This is a genomic window from Allobosea sp. GW822-FHT03F07 (genome assembly GCF_058801345.1).
Genome location: NZ_JBXAND010000001.1, coordinates 1,703,155 through 1,718,405, shown reverse-complemented (window position 1 = coordinate 1,718,405; position 15,251 = coordinate 1,703,155). Strand labels below are relative to the sequence as shown.

General features: G+C 66.3%; 14 protein-coding genes and 2 tRNA genes. 6 read left to right on the top strand and 10 right to left on the bottom strand.

Features of this window, described 5'->3' with window-relative positions; all coding sequences use genetic code 11:
* Nucleotides 1-46: 46 nt before the first annotated feature.
* The 9 genes from AC1RMY_RS08280 to AC1RMY_RS08240 form a co-directional block, all read right to left on the bottom strand.
* A complete protein-coding gene (locus AC1RMY_RS08280; protein ID WP_492863581.1) occupies nt 47-1,174 on the bottom strand; it encodes an enolase C-terminal domain-like protein in 1,128 nt (375 codons plus the stop codon).
* An 11-nt stretch (nt 1,175-1,185) separates the two neighbouring features.
* Complete coding sequence (locus tag AC1RMY_RS08275) at nt 1,186-1,941, bottom strand: SDR family NAD(P)-dependent oxidoreductase (RefSeq protein WP_492863468.1); 756 nt, start codon at nt 1,939-1,941, stop codon at nt 1,186-1,188.
* A gap of 4 nt (nt 1,942-1,945) precedes the next feature.
* The gene (locus tag AC1RMY_RS08270; protein ID WP_492863467.1) at nt 1,946-2,728 is read right to left on the bottom strand and encodes an amino acid ABC transporter ATP-binding protein; all 783 of its coding nucleotides are present in this window, start codon (nt 2,726-2,728) and stop codon (nt 1,946-1,948) included.
* Nucleotides 2,729-2,737: 9 nt separating this feature from the next.
* On the bottom strand, nt 2,738-3,400 hold the full coding sequence (locus AC1RMY_RS08265; protein WP_492863466.1) for an amino acid ABC transporter permease: 663 nt from the start codon (nt 3,398-3,400) through the stop codon (nt 2,738-2,740).
* Between the two features lie 201 nt (nt 3,401-3,601).
* The gene (locus AC1RMY_RS08260; protein WP_492863465.1) at nt 3,602-4,450 is read right to left on the bottom strand and encodes a transporter substrate-binding domain-containing protein; all 849 of its coding nucleotides are present in this window, start codon (nt 4,448-4,450) and stop codon (nt 3,602-3,604) included.
* A gap of 72 nt (nt 4,451-4,522) precedes the next feature.
* Nucleotides 4,523-5,653, bottom strand: coding sequence for a saccharopine dehydrogenase family protein (locus AC1RMY_RS08255; RefSeq protein ID WP_492863464.1), 1,131 nt, complete (start codon nt 5,651-5,653; stop codon nt 4,523-4,525).
* 24 nt (nt 5,654-5,677) lie between these two features.
* Complete coding sequence (locus tag AC1RMY_RS08250) at nt 5,678-7,456, bottom strand: thiamine pyrophosphate-binding protein (protein WP_492863463.1); 1,779 nt, start codon at nt 7,454-7,456, stop codon at nt 5,678-5,680.
* A 191-nt stretch (nt 7,457-7,647) separates the two neighbouring features.
* Complete coding sequence (locus AC1RMY_RS08245; protein ID WP_492863462.1) at nt 7,648-8,091, bottom strand: Lrp/AsnC family transcriptional regulator; 444 nt, start codon at nt 8,089-8,091, stop codon at nt 7,648-7,650.
* A gap of 230 nt (nt 8,092-8,321) precedes the next feature.
* Nucleotides 8,322-8,406: transfer RNA gene (locus AC1RMY_RS08240), tRNA-Tyr, on the bottom strand.
* Between the two features lie 214 nt (nt 8,407-8,620).
* Here AC1RMY_RS08240 and rlmB point away from each other — a divergent pair.
* Nucleotides 8,621-9,424, top strand: a complete 804-nt coding sequence (rlmB, locus tag AC1RMY_RS08235) for a 23S rRNA (guanosine(2251)-2'-O)-methyltransferase RlmB (RefSeq protein WP_492863461.1) — start codon at nt 8,621-8,623, stop codon at nt 9,422-9,424.
* A gap of 63 nt (nt 9,425-9,487) precedes the next feature.
* Here rlmB and AC1RMY_RS08230 read toward each other — a convergent pair whose 3' ends face one another.
* Entirely contained in the window at nt 9,488-10,042 is a 555-nt protein-coding gene (locus AC1RMY_RS08230; RefSeq protein WP_492863460.1) for a hypothetical protein, read from the bottom strand.
* Nucleotides 10,043-10,485: 443 nt separating this feature from the next.
* Between AC1RMY_RS08230 and AC1RMY_RS08225 the strand changes: the two genes are divergently transcribed.
* From AC1RMY_RS08225 to AC1RMY_RS08205, 5 genes are all read left to right on the top strand, one after another.
* Nucleotides 10,486-12,111 (top strand): MFS transporter, encoded by a 1,626-nt coding sequence (locus AC1RMY_RS08225; RefSeq protein ID WP_492863580.1) that lies wholly within the window; start codon nt 10,486-10,488, stop codon nt 12,109-12,111.
* A gap of 219 nt (nt 12,112-12,330) precedes the next feature.
* A tRNA-Thr gene (locus AC1RMY_RS08220) sits at nt 12,331-12,405 on the top strand.
* Between the two features lie 152 nt (nt 12,406-12,557).
* A complete protein-coding gene (locus AC1RMY_RS08215) occupies nt 12,558-12,965 on the top strand; it encodes a hypothetical protein (protein WP_492863459.1) in 408 nt (135 codons plus the stop codon).
* 138 nt (nt 12,966-13,103) lie between these two features.
* Nucleotides 13,104-14,087 (top strand): MBL fold metallo-hydrolase, encoded by a 984-nt coding sequence (locus AC1RMY_RS08210; RefSeq protein ID WP_492863458.1) that lies wholly within the window; start codon nt 13,104-13,106, stop codon nt 14,085-14,087.
* 160 nt (nt 14,088-14,247) lie between these two features.
* Nucleotides 14,248-15,021, top strand: a complete 774-nt coding sequence (locus AC1RMY_RS08205) for an NAD kinase (RefSeq protein WP_492863457.1) — start codon at nt 14,248-14,250, stop codon at nt 15,019-15,021.
* The last annotated feature ends 230 nt before the right edge of the window (nt 15,022-15,251 follow it).

The window sequence follows — 15,251 nt, the reverse complement described above, 5'->3', positions numbered from 1 at the left end:
CAGCGCGGCGGAGCCGCGCCTTGGTCTCCCGTCGCTGGGCAGCGCCTCAGTGTTCGGCGAGCACGCGGGCATTGGCCCGGATCGAAGCCTCGCTGACTCGGATGCCGAGACCCGGTCCCTCGGGCACGACGACATGGCCGCCGCGATTGGCGACCTTTTCCTCCAGCACGTCCTCGGTGAGCACGTGATGCGGCATGTAGAACTCGCAGCCGAGCGAGATGCCCGGCGTCGCGGCGATGAGCTGCGTGCCCGCGGCGAGCCCAATGCCGCCCTCCCAGAGCGTGCCGCCATAGCCCGGCAGCCCGGCCGTGTCGGCGATCGCCATGATGCCTTGCGCCTTGAGCAGCCCGCCCGCCTTCATCAGCTTCACCGAGATGGCGTTCGCCGCCTTGAGCCGGATGATCTCGTTCAGGTCGCGGGCGTCGAAGCAGCTCTCGTCGGCGAGGATCGGCGTGTCCAGCGCGGCCACGAACGAAGCCATCGCGTCGAGATGCGGACGCGGCACGGGCTGCTCGATGAAGGTCGGCCTGAACTGGTCGACATCGCGCAGGATCTTGATCGCGCCGAAGGGTTGCAGCGCCTGATTGTAGTCGAGCCGCAGGTCGATCGCGTCGCCGAATTCGGAGCGCATGGCCTCGAGATGGGCGAGGTCTTCGCGGTGCGGCTTCACGCCGGTCTTGACCTTGTAGATCACGTTGCCGGCCGGAACCATGACCCGCATCCGCTCCAGATCCGCCGCGAAATCCGGATCGGCGATCGAGAAGGACAGCGGGATCGTATCGCGCACCCGCCCGCCGAGCAGGTCCGCAACCGACAGGCCGGATTGCTTGCCGACGATGTCGAACAGCGCCATCTCGATGGCGACCTTGGCCTCGGCATGTCCCACCAGCACCTTGTCGAGCAGCGCCGTCGTCTCGCGGATGCGCCTGATCGGACGCCCGATCAGCACCGGGCGGAGATAGACGTCGATGGCCGCCAGCGCCGCCTCGGCCGTGCCGGTGAAGACCTCCCACGGGGCCGCCTCGCCCCAGCCGATGGCACCGTCGCTGGCGGTCAGCTCGACCAGCACGCGCTTGACCGTGCCCTTGACGTTGCCGACGCCCTGGAGCCGTGCCATCTTGATCGGGCTCTCGATGAAGAAGAGCCGGATGCGTTCGACCGTCGCCATATTCATGACCTGCAGGCTCATACGAGCCCCCCGTTGACGTGGATCGTCTGGCCCGTGACGTAGGACGCCGCCGGCGAGGCGAGGAAGCCGATCACGGCGGCGACCTCTTCCGGCAGGCCGCGCCGCCCGAGCGGAATGATCGCCTCCATGCGGGCGATGGCCTCGGGCGAGAGCTTGCTGCCCTTGCTGTCGTCCTTGCGGATCAGACCGGGCGCGACGGCATTGACGGTGATCGCGTCGGCCGCCAGTTCATGCGCCATCAGCCGGACCGTGGTTTCGAGCGCCGAGCGGCTCGCCGCCGTCGCCGCAAAGGGCTGCATGTCGGTGCGCAGCGCATGGGCGACGAAGGACGAGGTCGCGACGATGCGCCCGCTCCCGCTCTCCTTCAGCAAGGCCCGCCCCAGACGCGTCATTCGCATCAGCGCCAGCGCCGATTCATCCATGGCCTGACGGAAGTCGGCCTCCAGCAGGTCCATGATGGCGCCCTTGCGGGCGTGGCCGGCGACCGCGATCACCCCATCGAGGCGAGCGAAGCGATCACCGGCAAGAGCGATGGCCCGATCCAGGGTCTCCGGCGCTGCGATGTCGCCGAGAACGGTCGCAACCGTGGCGCCGGCGCTGCGCGCCTGATCCGCGACGGCATCGAGCCCGGCCTGGTTGGAGCCGGTATGCAGCACGAGGCCGACGCCCGGACCGGCGAGATGCAGCGCGGTCGCGCGGCCGATGCCGCTCGCCGCGCCAGTGACGAGATAGACGCGCATGGGCTTCGTCATGCCGCTATGCCTGTGCCTGCGCGCCGCCGCGATGGAAATGGCCGAGGAAGGCCTGCGTCGCCGCCTCGCGCGGTGTGTCGATCACTTGGCGGGCCGGCCCCTCTTCGACGACGACGCCGTCGCGCATGAAGATCACCCGGTCGGCGACCTCGCGGGCGAAGGCGATTTCATGGGTGACGATCACCATCGTCATGCCCTCCGCGGCAAGCTTCTGCATGACGCCGAGTACCTCGCCGACGAGTTCGGGATCGAGCGCCGAGGTCGCCTCGTCGAACAGCATCACATCGGGCTCCATGGCCAGCGCACGCGCGATCGCGACGCGCTGCTTCTGGCCACCCGAAAGCCGGCTCGGATATTCGTCGACCTTATCGGCGAGCCCGACCTTGGCGAGCAGCGCCAGCGCATGCTCGCGCGCCGCCTGCTTGCTCTTGCCGCGCACCGTGACCGGCGCCTCCATGACGTTGCCGAGCGCGGTCATGTGCGGGAACAGGTTGAAGTGCTGGAACACCATGCCGGTGCCGGCGCGGAAGCGGGCGAGTTCACGCGTGCCCGGCAGCTTCGTGCCCGGCCCGAAGGAAAAGCTGTCGGAGCCGACCCGCACCTGGCCGCCATTCGGCGTCACCAGCAGGTTGATGCAGCGCAGCAGCGTCGACTTGCCGGAGCCCGACGGGCCGATCAGCGCAACGACCTGCCCCTGCTCGACGTTGAGATTGATGTCCTTGAGGACGACGAGGTCCCCGAACTGCTTGCGCAGCGCCGCGATCTCGATCTTCGCCTGGCTGTTCATCGCGGGACCTCAATCGCTCGTGGCGAGCTTCTTCTCGCCCTGCCGGACGATGATCGTCAGCGGGTAGAGAAGCAGGAAATAGGCGACGGCCACGGCAGTATAGACCTCCAGCGGCCGGTAGCTGTCATGGGCCGCGATCTGGCCCTGATAGAGCAGGTCCGGCACCGCCAGCACCGAGACCAGCGAGGTGTTCTTGAACTGGATGATCGACTGGTTCATCAGCGGCGGCACCATGCGCTTAAGCGCCTGCGGCAGGATGATCCGGCGCATCGACTGATAGGGCGTCATGCCGAGCGCGGCCGCAGCCTCCGACTGGCCGGGATCGATCGAAACGATGCCGCCGCGGATGATCTCCGCGTAGAACGACCCGCCATAGAGCGAGAGCGCCAGGATCGACGCCGTGATCGCGGAAATCTCGATGCCGCTGAGGATCGGCAGGGCATAGTAGAACCAGACGAGCTGCACCAGCACCGGCGTGCAGCGGAAGACCTCGATATAGCCATGCGCCAGCCAGCGCAGCGGCGCGAAGGAGGAGAGCTTCGCCAGAGCGCCGGTGAGCCCGATCACCAGCCCCAGCACGACGATCGCCACGGTGAAGCCGACCGTGATGCCGAGCCCGTTCAGGAACAGCCAGCGATAGCTCCAGAGGAAATTGAAATCCCATTGATACATGAGGCGAGGTCCGGTCGAGGGATGACATGCCGTGACAAGAGCGTCGGGCAATCCGGGAAAACCGCGCCATCATTCCGGGCGACTGCAAGTCGACCCGGGATTCATTCCAGAACCTCTGTCGGAAGGGTTCCAGAATGGATCCCGGGTCTTCGCTTCGCTACGCCCGGGATGACGGCGCGGTTCGGACTGAGACCAGCGCGATCAGAGCGTGATGCCGGCCGGCATGTCGGCCTCGGTGATGCCGACCGCTTCCATGTTCTTGATGATGACGCTGCGGATCAGGCCGAGGCCGCGGTTGAATTCGAGCCAGGTGTTGACGTAGTCGCGCCAGGTCTTGTCGGCCTCGCGGCGGAAGCCCGCATTCGAGGTCGTGGCGAAGACCGGGGTCGGGACGACGAGTTCGCCGAGCTGCGGGTTCTTCTTCAGCATCGTCAGCGAGAGCATCATCACGATGCACTGCGCATCGGCGCGGCCGGTCATCACGGCCGTCGCGGCCTCGTCCACCGCCTTGAAGCGCGAGATCTGCGCCTTCGGGCACAGCCGCGTCGCGACCTGGTCCTGCGACGAGCCGGCATCGACCGTGATCTTCACGGCGGGGTTGTTGAACTCGTCCCAGGTCTTCTTGCCGAGGCCTTTCTTGGCGATCATCGTGAAGGCGTTGTTGAACACCGGCACGGAAAAATCGATCACCAGGGCGCGCTTGGGCGTCGGGTTCAGGCCGAAGAAGATGTCCGTCTTGCCGGACTGCAGATCGAGGACCGAATTGCCCCAGGTCGTCTCGGTGATCTCGAGCTCGACCTCGAGTTCCTCGGCCAGCGCCTTGGACAGGTCGATGTAGAAGCCGCCCCATTGGCCGGTGGCGATGTCCTTCATGTAGTAGGGCGCCGCACCAGCGACCGCGCCGATGCGCAGCTTCTTGGTGCGGCGGACGCGATCGAAGGTGGTCTCGTTCGCCGGGGCCTGCGCGGCTGCCGGCGAGATGATGTTCACTGCGGCGATGCCCGAGGCGGCGGCGCCGATGGCGGTTGCGATATCCCTGCGCGAAATCATGGTGATCCCCTTGTTGTTGTGAGCGTCGATGATTCGGCCGTTGCACCGGCCTCCTTTTCGTTGGTCAGATGATCAGGCGGCGTTGCGCCTGTCTTGTACGTTGAACTCCCCACTGCCCTGCGCCCCGCGCAGTTCGCTCGACAGCCGCAAGCCTGCCTTCGTCGCGAGGAAGTCGGCCAGCATCGCATCCTCCTGGCGCACGAAGCCCTGCTGCGGCAGCTTGCCGGCGAGGAAAAGCTCGACCATCGCGACGCAGCCGGCGGCGGTGGTGAGCTGGATCGCGCTCATCGCCGGCGTGCCGTCATAGCGCAGCACGATGCTGTCCTCCTCCAGGCGCCCGGCCTTCTCGCCGATCCCGGTGACGAAGACGATCACCACGTCCTTGCGCGTGAACGGCGCGGAATGGCTGAGGATGCGCCGCATCGTCTCCTTGTCATCCGCGAGTTCGAGCCCGCGCAGCAGGAGCTTCATGATCTCGGCATGGCCGGGATAGCGCAGCGTCTTGTAGCTCATGTCGCGGACCTTCCCGGCCAGCGTCTCGGTCAGAGTGCCGAGCCCGCCGGAGGTATTGAAGGCCTCATAGGCGACGCCGTCGATCATCACGCTTTCGAGCCCTTCGAGCGCCGGCACCAGGATCGGCTGGCCGTCGAAGACGATCTCGCACGGGTTGCAATATTCGTTGATCAGCCCATCGACCGACCAGGTGACATTGTAGCGTAACGCATTGGTCGGATAGAGCGGCAACGCCCCGACCCGCATCTTGATCGTCTTCACGCTGTCGAAGCGCGCCGCCATGTCGGCGCCCAGAATGCAGATGAAACCGGGCGCCAGCCCGCATTGCGGAACCAGCGCGACGTTGGCGCCAGCCCCTATCTGCTTGATGTAGGCGGTCGTCTCCACATCCTCGGTCAGGTCGAAATAGTGCGTGCCGGTCTCGACGGCGACGCGGGCGATGCCCTTGTTGAGGAAATACGGGCAGGCGCTGACGACGATGTCGCGCTCAGCCAGGAAAGCCCTCAACGCGTTGAGATCGGCCGCATCGACCGTCTCGGTCGCAAAGCCCTGCCCCGCCGCCAGGGCGAGTTGGGCGGGTGACGCATCGGCCAGCGTGACCTGGTGCCCATGCTCCGCCAGCATTCCGGCGATGATCGCGCCGATCTGCCCGGCGCCCAGCACAGCGATCCGCTTGCGCTCGATTTTCATGCTCTTGTCTCCGGTCTTGAACGTTTAAAGGGCCGCCTGGACACCGACCGCCTCGGGATCGACCCCAGCCTTCTGCAGCCAGGAGAAGACCGGGGGCAGCCGGTCGGCGATGGATTCGACGGCGATGTCGAGGAAGACCGGCTCGTTCAGCGCGAAGGCTTCGGTCAGCGCCGTCTCCAGTTGCTGCGGCGTCTCGACGCGATAGCCGCGGATGCCGTACACGGCCGCGAGCTTGCTCATGTCATAGGCGCCGAAGTCGACCGCAAAGCTCGGATCGTTCGTGCCGGTACCAAGCAATGCACCTGCCTCGCTGGCATGAACCCGCTCGGTCACGCGCTGCAAGGCCTTGATCCAGCCGAAGCAGGCATTGTTGAAATGGATCAGCACGGCCGGGATCTGCAGCCGCGCCAGCGTCTCCAGTTCACCCGCCGACATGCCGAGCGACCCGTCGCCGAACAGGGCGACCGGCCGCAGATGCGGCGCCGCGAAATGAGCGCCGACCACGGCCGGGATGGCATAGCCCAGCCCGCCGAAGAAGCGCGGGATCACGAGCTTCGATTCCGGATCGCGCAGCCGCAGGAAGCGTGTGGCATAGGGCGTCGCCGTGCCGGCATCCGAGACGACATGGCACGGCGTCGGTACATGCCGGTTCAGCGCCTCGATCACGCGCTCCGGCCGCAACGGCACCGTATCGTCCTGGAGACAGGGCGCCATCGCGTCCCAGAACTCGGCCCTGCGAGCGTTGATCTCGCTGACCCATGCGTCCGTCCCGGGCTCGAACTCGGCAGGGATCCTGGCGAGCAAAGCCTCGATCACCGCCTGCGCGTCGCCGACCAGCGGCTCGTCGATGGGGTAGGTGTTGCCGATCGTCTCCGGATCGAGATCGATCTGCACGATCCGGGTACCGCCGCTCGGGACGGGCCACTGCCAGTTCATCGTCGCGACCGAGCCCATGCGGCAGCCGACATAGATGACGAGATCCGCCCGCCCCAGCGCCCAGATCGCATGCGGGTGGAAGCCGTTGTCGCCGATGATGCCGATACCGAGCCTGTGGTCGTCCCGAATGATCCCCTGCCCTGTGATGGTCGTGACCACCGGGATCTGCAGCCGCTCCGCGAAACCGGTCACCGCCGCCGCCGCGCCCGAGCGATTTGCGCCGCCCCCGGCCACGATGACCGGGCGCCGGGCGGCGAGCATGCAGTCGAGCGCCCGTGCCAGATCGGCTTCCGGCGGGCGCGTCCGCGACGAGGGCGCGCGGCTGCATTGCGCCTCTATATGTAGGGAAACCCCGGTCTCCGGCAGCGTCTGGTAGAGGATGTCCTCCGGCAAGGTCAGGACGACAGCGCCCGGGCGGCCCGCGGTTGCCTCGCGGAAGGCTCGCCGCACCAGTTCCGGCAGCTTGGCGATGTGCCGCAGCGTTTCGGTGCGCTTCGCGATCGGCCGGAACAGGTCATCGACCGCAAGCTCCGTCAGCGTGCCGCGCCCGACGCCGGGCTGCGGAATGTCGTTGACGAGCAGGATGAGCGGGACGGACGACTTGTTGGCTTCGGCGACACCGGGAAGGCCATAGAGCGCGCCGGCCCCGCTCGGCACCTCGGCCACGCCCGGCTTGCCAGAGAGCCTTGCATAGCAATCGGCCATGAACACCGCAGAACGCTCGTCCCGGCACATAATGTGGCGTGGACCGTTACCCGCCGTCCTGAGCGCTTCGTACAAGGCGACATTGGTGTCGCCCGGTACCCCGAAAATGACGTCCACGCCATAGTCGGACAGCATGCTCACGAGAGCGGAAGCGCCATTCATCCCGGATGCTCCTTGGTTCTTTCCTTTTGTCGGGGAGCGTAAAGCCGACATAAATATTCAGATCGCCGGAGATCGACGGAATATTCGTACCCATTGATGGGTAACGCATGATTTCAGAGTGAAACTAGAAAAAATGCATAGAAATCGAGCGCATTGCCCGCCTGCGAGGCTGGGTTTTGCCCGTTCTCTGCTCACCTTTCGAACTTGCGCGCGAGAAGAATCGACGAGGTCGTCCGGCGGACCCCATCCATCTCGGCGATCCAGTCGATGATCTCGTCGAGATGTGTCGGCGTTGCGCATCGGATCTTCACGAATAGATCGAAATGCCCGCTGAGCGTGTAACACTGAATGACTTCGGGGCGCTTGCGCAGCAGCGGAATCACATTGCCTTGCTGCTTGACTTCGAGCTCGACCATGATGATGGCCGAAAGCGCTGTATTCTCGGCGTCTTCCTTACCCAGGATCGTCGTATAGCCGACGATGACGCCCTCGCGCTCGAGCCGGCTCAGGCGCCCCTGCACCGTCGCGCGCGAGACGCCCAGCGTCTTGGCGACCTCCGCCAGGGGAATGCGCGCATTGGCGGTCAGGATATTGATCAGTTCCTGATCTTTTCGGGCGTCCGACGGCCGGGCCATTTTACCTCCATCTGCCGATGATTTTGCTCGGTTCTGAGGGTAAAACAATCAAAGGCGACAGGGAACCGTCCTGGCCATTCGACAGGCGACGGGCTGGCGGCTCACGCCATCGCGGCAAGCGAGCCATGCCCATCGGCGTCTAACCGGCCGATCGACGGCAACGGCATTTCGGGGAAGCCTGGACGGCCAAGCACCAGCGTGCGGCGCGCTCGCGGTCAACAAAAGAAGGGTGGTGGGGGAAGCAGGACTCGAACCTGCGAAGGCATAGCCAGCGGATTTACAGTCCGCCCCCTTTGCCGCTCGGGACATTCCCCCGCCCGCGCCGCTTGCGGCCAGGCCGCAGGCGATCTCTCGTGTCACTTGCGTGACGGCGACAGGCGCGGCCGGACTTATGGTGACGGGGCTGCGCCCTGTCAACGGCAAAAAGCCGCCTGCCCTATGGGCATCGCGCATCAAGGCAGCAATTCCACGCTGGCCAAGCCCCGTCCGGCATGTCAGGGCATGCGCCAGCGATCGAGGAGAAAACCCAATGCCCGCGCCGTTTCGTCCCAAGCCCGGCAAGCCGGGCGGCCCGGGACAAAGCCGGTTCCGCCGCCAGGACGGCCCGCCGCCACATCGCCCCGGCGATATCGACGAGGCGGTGCTTTACGGCGTCCACCCCGTCATCGAGGCACTGCGTAATCCCAAGCGGCGCCATCGCCGCCTGCTCGCGACCGAAAACGGACTGAAGCGCCTGCAGGAGGAGGTCGGCGAACTGCCGCTCCAGGCCGAGATCGTGCGTCCCTCCGAGATCGACCGGCTCCTGACGCCCGATTCGGTCCATCAGGGTCTCTATCTCGTCTGCGATCCCCTGCCCTCGCCCGATCTCGACAGCCTGCCCGACGATGCGGTGGTGCTGGCGCTCGACCAGATCACCGACCCGCATAATGTCGGTGCGATCCTGCGCTCGGCCGCGGCCTTCGGCGCCGCCGCCGTCATCGTCACCATCCGCCACTCGCCGGCCGCGACGGGCGTTCTGGCGAAATCCGCCTCGGGGGCGCTCGAGCACGTCCCGCTGATCGCCGTTCGCAATCTCGGCGATGCGCTCGACCAGCTCGGCAAGCGTGGCTTCCAGCGCATCGGCTTCGATTCGGATGGCGACGTTGCCTTTGACGATGTCACGCTCACCCGCCCGCTGGTCATGGTCATGGGGGCCGAGGGCAAGGGCCTGCGCCAGCGCTCGCGCGAACTCTGCGACCAGGTTGCACGGCTGGAGGTGCCTGGCAGCATCACCAGCCTCAACGTCTCCAACGCGACCGCGATCGCGCTCTACGCCGCCAGCCGGCGGCGCTAGAGCATCGGATCGAAAAGTGGAATCCGGTTTTCGGACGAATCCGATGCTAAAACGAAGCCACTCTCAGCGGCCGGGCACGATCAGCAGCAGCGCGCCCGTTTCGGCATGGGCGAAGCGGCTGCGGCGATGCTTCGGCTCGGGCTCGTTGATCCGGATGACGCGCGTGGCCGGCCGGTCGCGGCGGCCCTCGAGCCGGTAGATCGTCGGCTCCGGCGTCGGCGCGCGCGCGATCCCCATCCGCACGGGCAGGTTCTCGAAGGAATCGGGATCGCCCCCGCGCGGCGTGTCGTCGTCGACCGGGAGGGTGGGCGGTGCGACGGGGCTGGCCGGATAGGCCCAGGGCCCGATGAAGCCCGCCGAGGTGAACAATCCTGCTCCCGGGCGGCGCCATTGCCCGTTGCCATGATCGCGCAAGCCGGCAGACCGAGCAAAGTGGCTGCGCGACACCCGCTGGTGAAGGCCCGTGGCGACCGGGCGAAACGCCTTCGGCGCGTAGGCCACCGATCTCGGAGCGCTGGCGAAGGAGCCGGTCCGCGCTCCGGCGGCCTCGGCCATGCCGGCGGGCGCGAGCAGCACCGACAGCAGGAGGGCGAGGCGAATCGTTCTGGTGCGCGACATGGCGCTCCTCCTCATCCGCATCTTCAGGCCTCCGGAACGCGAGTATAGGCAGAACGCCGGCCAGGGAAAGCCGTCTTAAGCGATCGTTAATCGGAAGCCTCCGCGCGAGCCGGCATCCCGCCCAAAGCCATGGCATCGACCGAAATGCCGAATGCGACGAAAGTGCGATTTCTCCCCTTCGCAAGTGCAATATCAGGCCAATTCGTCCGCTTTTGTTAGACGAAGTGCTCGATTGCCGAGCGAACCCGTCACGAGCATTGCTGTGTACCAGACCGGAACGCTGGGCCTGAAGGCATGGCGCCGGCACGCTGGCATCGCGGCGTCAGAATGCGAGCCAGGCCACGAGGCAGCGCGGATCGTCCCGCTGCCGGGGAATTTGCAGGGGAGACAACGCCATGAGCATGGCAGCAAACGCACAGGGGGCGAAGGTCGCGCCGCGCCCCATGACCAAGGAAGAAAAGCGCGTCATTCTGGCATCGTCGCTCGGCACGGTGTTCGAGTGGTACGACTTCTATCTCTACGGCTCGCTCGCCGTGATGATCGGCGCGCATTTCTTCTCGGCCTTCGATCCGAATACCCGCGCGATCTTCGCGCTGCTCGCCTTCGCCGCCGGCTTCCTCGTCCGTCCGTTCGGCGCGCTCTTCTTCGGCCGCCTGGGTGACCTGATCGGCCGCAAATACACCTTCCTCGTCACGATCGTGATCATGGGCGCCTCGACCTTCCTGGTCGGCCTGTTGCCCAGCTACAATTCGATCGGCTGGATCGCCCCGGTCATCCTGATCGCGCTGCGCATGCTGCAGGGACTCGCGCTGGGCGGCGAGTATGGCGGCGCCGCCGTCTATGTCGCCGAGCACGCGCCTCCCGGCCGCCGCGGCTTCTACACCTCCTGGATCCAGACCACGGCGACGCTCGGCCTGCTGCTGTCGCTGATCGTGATCCTGGGCATCCGCGTCAACATGGGCGAGGCCGACTTCGCCGCCTGGGGCTGGCGCATTCCGTTCCTGCTCTCGATCTTCCTGCTCGCCATCTCGGTCTGGATCCGTCTCCAGATGCAGGAATCCCCCGCCTTCAAGAAGATGAAGGAAGAGGGCACCGGCTCGAAGGCGCCGCTCTCCGAGGCCTTCGGCCAGTGGAAGAACGCCAAGATCGCCCTGCTCGCGCTGTTCGGCCTCACCGCCGGCCAGGCCGTCGTCTGGTACACCGGCCAGTTCTACGCCCTGTTCTTCATCCAGAGCATCCTGAAGGTCGATCTCTACTCGGCGAACGTGCTGATCGCCTGGTCGCTGATCATCGGCACCGGCGGCTTCATCTTCTTCGGCTCGCTCTCGGACAGGATCGGCCGCAAGCCCGTCATCCTGGCGGGTTGCCTGATCGCGGCGCTGACCTACTTCCCGCTCTTCGGCGCCCTGACCCGGGCAGCGAACCCCGGCCTCGCCGCTGCGCATGAGAACGTCAAGGTCCAGGTCATCGCCGATCCTGCGACCTGCGGCTCGGTCTTCGATCCGGTCGGCGTGCGCACCTTCACCCAGCCCTGCGACATCGCCCGCCGCACGCTGGCGCAGCAGGCGATCGTCTACACCCAGGCTCCGGCTCCTGCCGGCACGCCGGCCAAGGTCACCGTCAACGGCAAGGACATCGCGATCGACGCAACCTTCGCGGCCAACCTCGCCAAGGAAGCGATTGCGGCCGGCTATCCGGCTCCCGGCGATGCGCGCATCGTCAAGGTCGGCTTCTTCAGCGCGCTGGCGAGCGCCCAGTCGCTGACGATCATCGCGATCCTGACCGTCCTCGTGATCTATGTGACGATGGTCTACGGCCCGATCGCCGCCGCCCTGGTCGAGCTCTTCCCGACCCGCATCCGCTACACCGGCATGTCGCTGCCCTACCACATCGGCAATGGCTGGTTCGGCGGCCTGCTGCCCGCCACCTCATTCGCGATGGTGGCCGGCACCGGCGACATCTTCTACGGCCTCTGGTACCCGATCGTGATCGCGCTCATGACCTTCGTCATCGGCATGCTCTTCGTGCCCGAGACCAAGGATCGCGACATCATGACCCATGAGAACTGAGGCTTGAACTGAGGCTTGAACTGAGCCTCGGCGCAGTTCCCGAAAGACGACCGGACCCCGCCTCTCGAAGGCGGGGTCCTTTGCTTTGACGGCGATCGGCGAACGGACGATCTTGCCCTGGCTGGGTCCGGCTGGTAACCGCTAGCGGCAAGATGCCGAGGCGCCACGGCGCATCGATCATCAAATACCGAATTGGCGCCGGGTATTCGGTGGCCATGGGCCGGCGTAGCACAGCGGTAGTGCAGCGGTTTTGTAAACCGAAGGTCGGGAGTTCGATCCTCTCCGCCGGCACCATTTTCCGATCCTGGCAGACCGCATCCGAACGGATACTGTCGTCGCGCGCCGCCAGAGACGATGATTTCGCATTTCGCAGCCGGCATCCGATCTGTATCTTGCCAGGCAGGCGGCGAAGTGGTTGATCTCGCTGCGTCTCGAGACAGGCCGACATGCACGAACCCGACCGCCTCCTCGCCCTCGCCGACCGCTGCGAAGCCACCGGCAAGCCGGACCGGGCGCTGGATGCCGACATCTATGAGGCGTTGGGCTTCACCGTACGCCGCAAGCCGAAGCACCTCGTCAGCCGCAGGGCGCCTGCGGGCGGCATCTACCTGCAGGGCTCGCTCTGGAAGGCGCTCGGTACCGTCAGCGGCAACATCGATGTCGCCGTCGGGTTACTGCGCCAGAAGGCGCCCGACTGGCGCTGGAGCCTGCAATGCATGGCCGGCGAGGACAGCACCGTCTTCCAAGCCCTGGTCGCCGAATGCTCGGCCAACGGCACGATCGGCGCCCTCGCCCTCTGCGCGGCAATGCTGCGCGCCTTCGCCCGCAGCGAGGCCGATGAAGGCAGCAAGTGAGACAAATCGGGCAAGTATGCCCCGCCACTCACGAAAACTTGACCTTTGCATGGCCCTTGCGACCGCCTGCGACGATTGAACGCGGCGCGCCGGTCGCTAGGGTCTCACGCAGGCTCCAGCCGAGCTGAGGGAGATCACATGACCGATTCAAACCTGTCGCGCCGCGGCGTGATCGCAGGCGCCGGCGCGCTGGCCGCTGCCGCCACATTGGACCTGCCCGGGCTGAGCCCGGCCCACGCGCAAGGAGTTCCCGTGAACCAGGCCCCCGGATTCTATCGCTACAAGATCGGCGACATCACCATCACCGCGATCAATGACGGCTTCGCGCGGCGCCCGCTCGAGGGCTTCGTCCGGAACGCCGAGCTCAATGACGTGAAGAAGGCGATGGCGGAGGCCTTCCTGCCTGCCGACGCGCTCAGCATCAGCTTCACCACGCTGGCGATCCAGCAGGGCGGCAAGCTCACGCTGATCGACACCGGCAACGGCGATTCGGGTGCGCCGACGTCGGGCGCCTGGGCCGCCAACTTCAAGGCCGCCGGCTTCGATGCCAAGGACGTCTCCACCGTCGTCTTCAGCCATTTCCACGGCGACCACATCAACGGCTTCCGCCTCAAGGACGGCACCGCGATGTTCCCCAATGCCGAGGTCATGGTGCCGGCGGCGGAATGGGCCTTCTGGATGGATGACGCCAAGGCCAGCGCCGCCCCCGAGGCCATGAAGGGCGCCTTCGCCGGTGTTCGCCGCGTCTTCGGGCCCGTCGCCAAGGATGTGAAGCACTTCGAACCCGGCAAGGAAATCCTGCCCGGCATCACCGCGGTCGCAGCCCCCGGGCACACCCCCGGCCACACCGTCTTCGCGGTGGCGTCGGGCGCCGGCAAGCTGATGATCATGTCGGACACGACCAACCACCCCGCCCTGTTCGTGCGCAACCCCGACTGGTCGGCGGTGTTCGACATGGACGGCCCGCAGGCGGCCGCAACCCGGCGCAAGCTGCTCGACATGGTCTCGGCCGACAGGATGCAGGTCGCCTTCTACCATGCGCCCTTCCCGGCGACAGGCTACATCGCCAAATCCAGCAACGGCTTCGAGATGGTGCCGGTGCAGTGGAGCACTGCGATCTGACGCCTTGCCCATGCCGGCGAACGAGCGAGGCCGGGGTCGCCCCCGGCCTTTTTCCTGAGCGGCGCAGGAGCTTTTCCGCCGCAGCCCGCTCGCGATCCGCCTGCCGCCCATGCTAAGGCACGGCCTGCGCCAGCTACGGCGCGCCGCCTCAGGACCAGCGATGACCGAGCGTTTCCAGGCCATCTCCTTCGTCGCCAGCGAGACCCCCGAGGCGCAGGCCGCTTTGGCCAAGCTGACCGAGCGCTACGGCAATGCCGATACTGCGACCGCCGACGTCATCGTCGCTCTGGGCGGCGACGGGCTGATGCTGCAGACCCTGCATCGCTTCATCGGCACGGGCACGCCGATCTACGGGATGAATCGCGGCTCGGTCGGCTTCCTGATGAACGAGTTCCGCGAGCGCGGCCTGCGCAGGAAGCTCTCGGAGGCGCATCGCAGCGTCGTCCATCCGCTGTCGATGCGCGCCGTCGACAAGGACGGCACCGAGGTCCGCGCCGAGGCGATCAACGAGGTCTCGCTCCTGCGCCGCTCCTATCAGGCGGCAAAGCTCAGGATCTCGATCGATGGCCAGGTTCGCTTGAGCGAGCTGGTCGCGGACGGCGTGCTGCTGGCGACGCCGGCCGGATCGACTGCCTACAACCTCTCCGCCAACGGCCCGATCCTGCCGCTGGACGCCCCCCTGCTGGCGCTGACGCCGATCTCGGCCTTCCGCCCGCGGCGCTGGCGCGGCGCTCTCCTGCCGGACCACGCCAAGGTGACGATCGAGGTGCTCGAAGCCGAGAAGCGCCCGGTCAGCGCCGTCGCCGACCACGTCCAGATCGACAATGTCGTCCGCGTCGAGATCGAGATCGACCGCACGATCGATCTCGTCATGCTACACGATCCCGGTCACAGCCTGGACGAGCGGATCTTGCGGGAACAGTTCGGCTATTGAAGCGTGTTTCGTGACACGCGAGTCACTGAAATGAGCCGAGGGCGGCCAACATCGCTCCGTGACTGGCTCCCGCAGGCTGGAATGGACGCGGATTTTGCCGCGCCTATGGTCCACCCGCAGCCGCTCGACTTTGCCTCTTCCTTCCGAAATTAACTTTCTGCTAAGAGATATCGGATTCCTTGCCGGTGACTACGGTTGCGCCGCCTGCGGCAGACCCATCCCGTAATCAG

Excerpts from the sequence above, each read along its gene's own strand:
- AC1RMY_RS08205 (WP_492863457.1), top strand. The coding sequence starts at position 14,248 with ATGACCGAGCGTTTCCAGGCCATCTCCTTCGTCGCCAGCGAGACCCCC.
- AC1RMY_RS08280 (WP_492863581.1), bottom strand. The coding sequence starts at position 1,174 with ATGAATATGGCGACGGTCGAACGCATCCGGCTCTTCTTCATCGAGAGC.
- AC1RMY_RS08270 (WP_492863467.1), bottom strand. The coding sequence starts at position 2,728 with ATGAACAGCCAGGCGAAGATCGAGATCGCGGCGCTGCGCAAGCAGTTC.
- AC1RMY_RS08230 (WP_492863460.1), bottom strand. The coding sequence starts at position 10,042 with ATGTCGCGCACCAGAACGATTCGCCTCGCCCTCCTGCTGTCGGTGCTG.
- AC1RMY_RS08255 (WP_492863464.1), bottom strand. The coding sequence starts at position 5,653 with ATGAAAATCGAGCGCAAGCGGATCGCTGTGCTGGGCGCCGGGCAGATC.
- AC1RMY_RS08250 (WP_492863463.1), bottom strand. The coding sequence starts at position 7,456 with ATGAATGGCGCTTCCGCTCTCGTGAGCATGCTGTCCGACTATGGCGTG.
- AC1RMY_RS08245 (WP_492863462.1), bottom strand. The coding sequence starts at position 8,091 with ATGGCCCGGCCGTCGGACGCCCGAAAAGATCAGGAACTGATCAATATC.
- AC1RMY_RS08210 (WP_492863458.1), top strand. The coding sequence starts at position 13,104 with ATGACCGATTCAAACCTGTCGCGCCGCGGCGTGATCGCAGGCGCCGGC.
- AC1RMY_RS08215 (WP_492863459.1), top strand. The coding sequence starts at position 12,558 with ATGCACGAACCCGACCGCCTCCTCGCCCTCGCCGACCGCTGCGAAGCC.
- AC1RMY_RS08265 (WP_492863466.1), bottom strand. The coding sequence starts at position 3,400 with ATGTATCAATGGGATTTCAATTTCCTCTGGAGCTATCGCTGGCTGTTC.
- AC1RMY_RS08225 (WP_492863580.1), top strand. The coding sequence starts at position 10,486 with ATGACCAAGGAAGAAAAGCGCGTCATTCTGGCATCGTCGCTCGGCACG.
- AC1RMY_RS08260 (WP_492863465.1), bottom strand. The coding sequence starts at position 4,450 with ATGATTTCGCGCAGGGATATCGCAACCGCCATCGGCGCCGCCGCCTCG.
- AC1RMY_RS08275 (WP_492863468.1), bottom strand. The coding sequence starts at position 1,941 with ATGACGAAGCCCATGCGCGTCTATCTCGTCACTGGCGCGGCGAGCGGC.
- rlmB (WP_492863461.1), top strand. The coding sequence starts at position 8,621 with ATGCCCGCGCCGTTTCGTCCCAAGCCCGGCAAGCCGGGCGGCCCGGGA.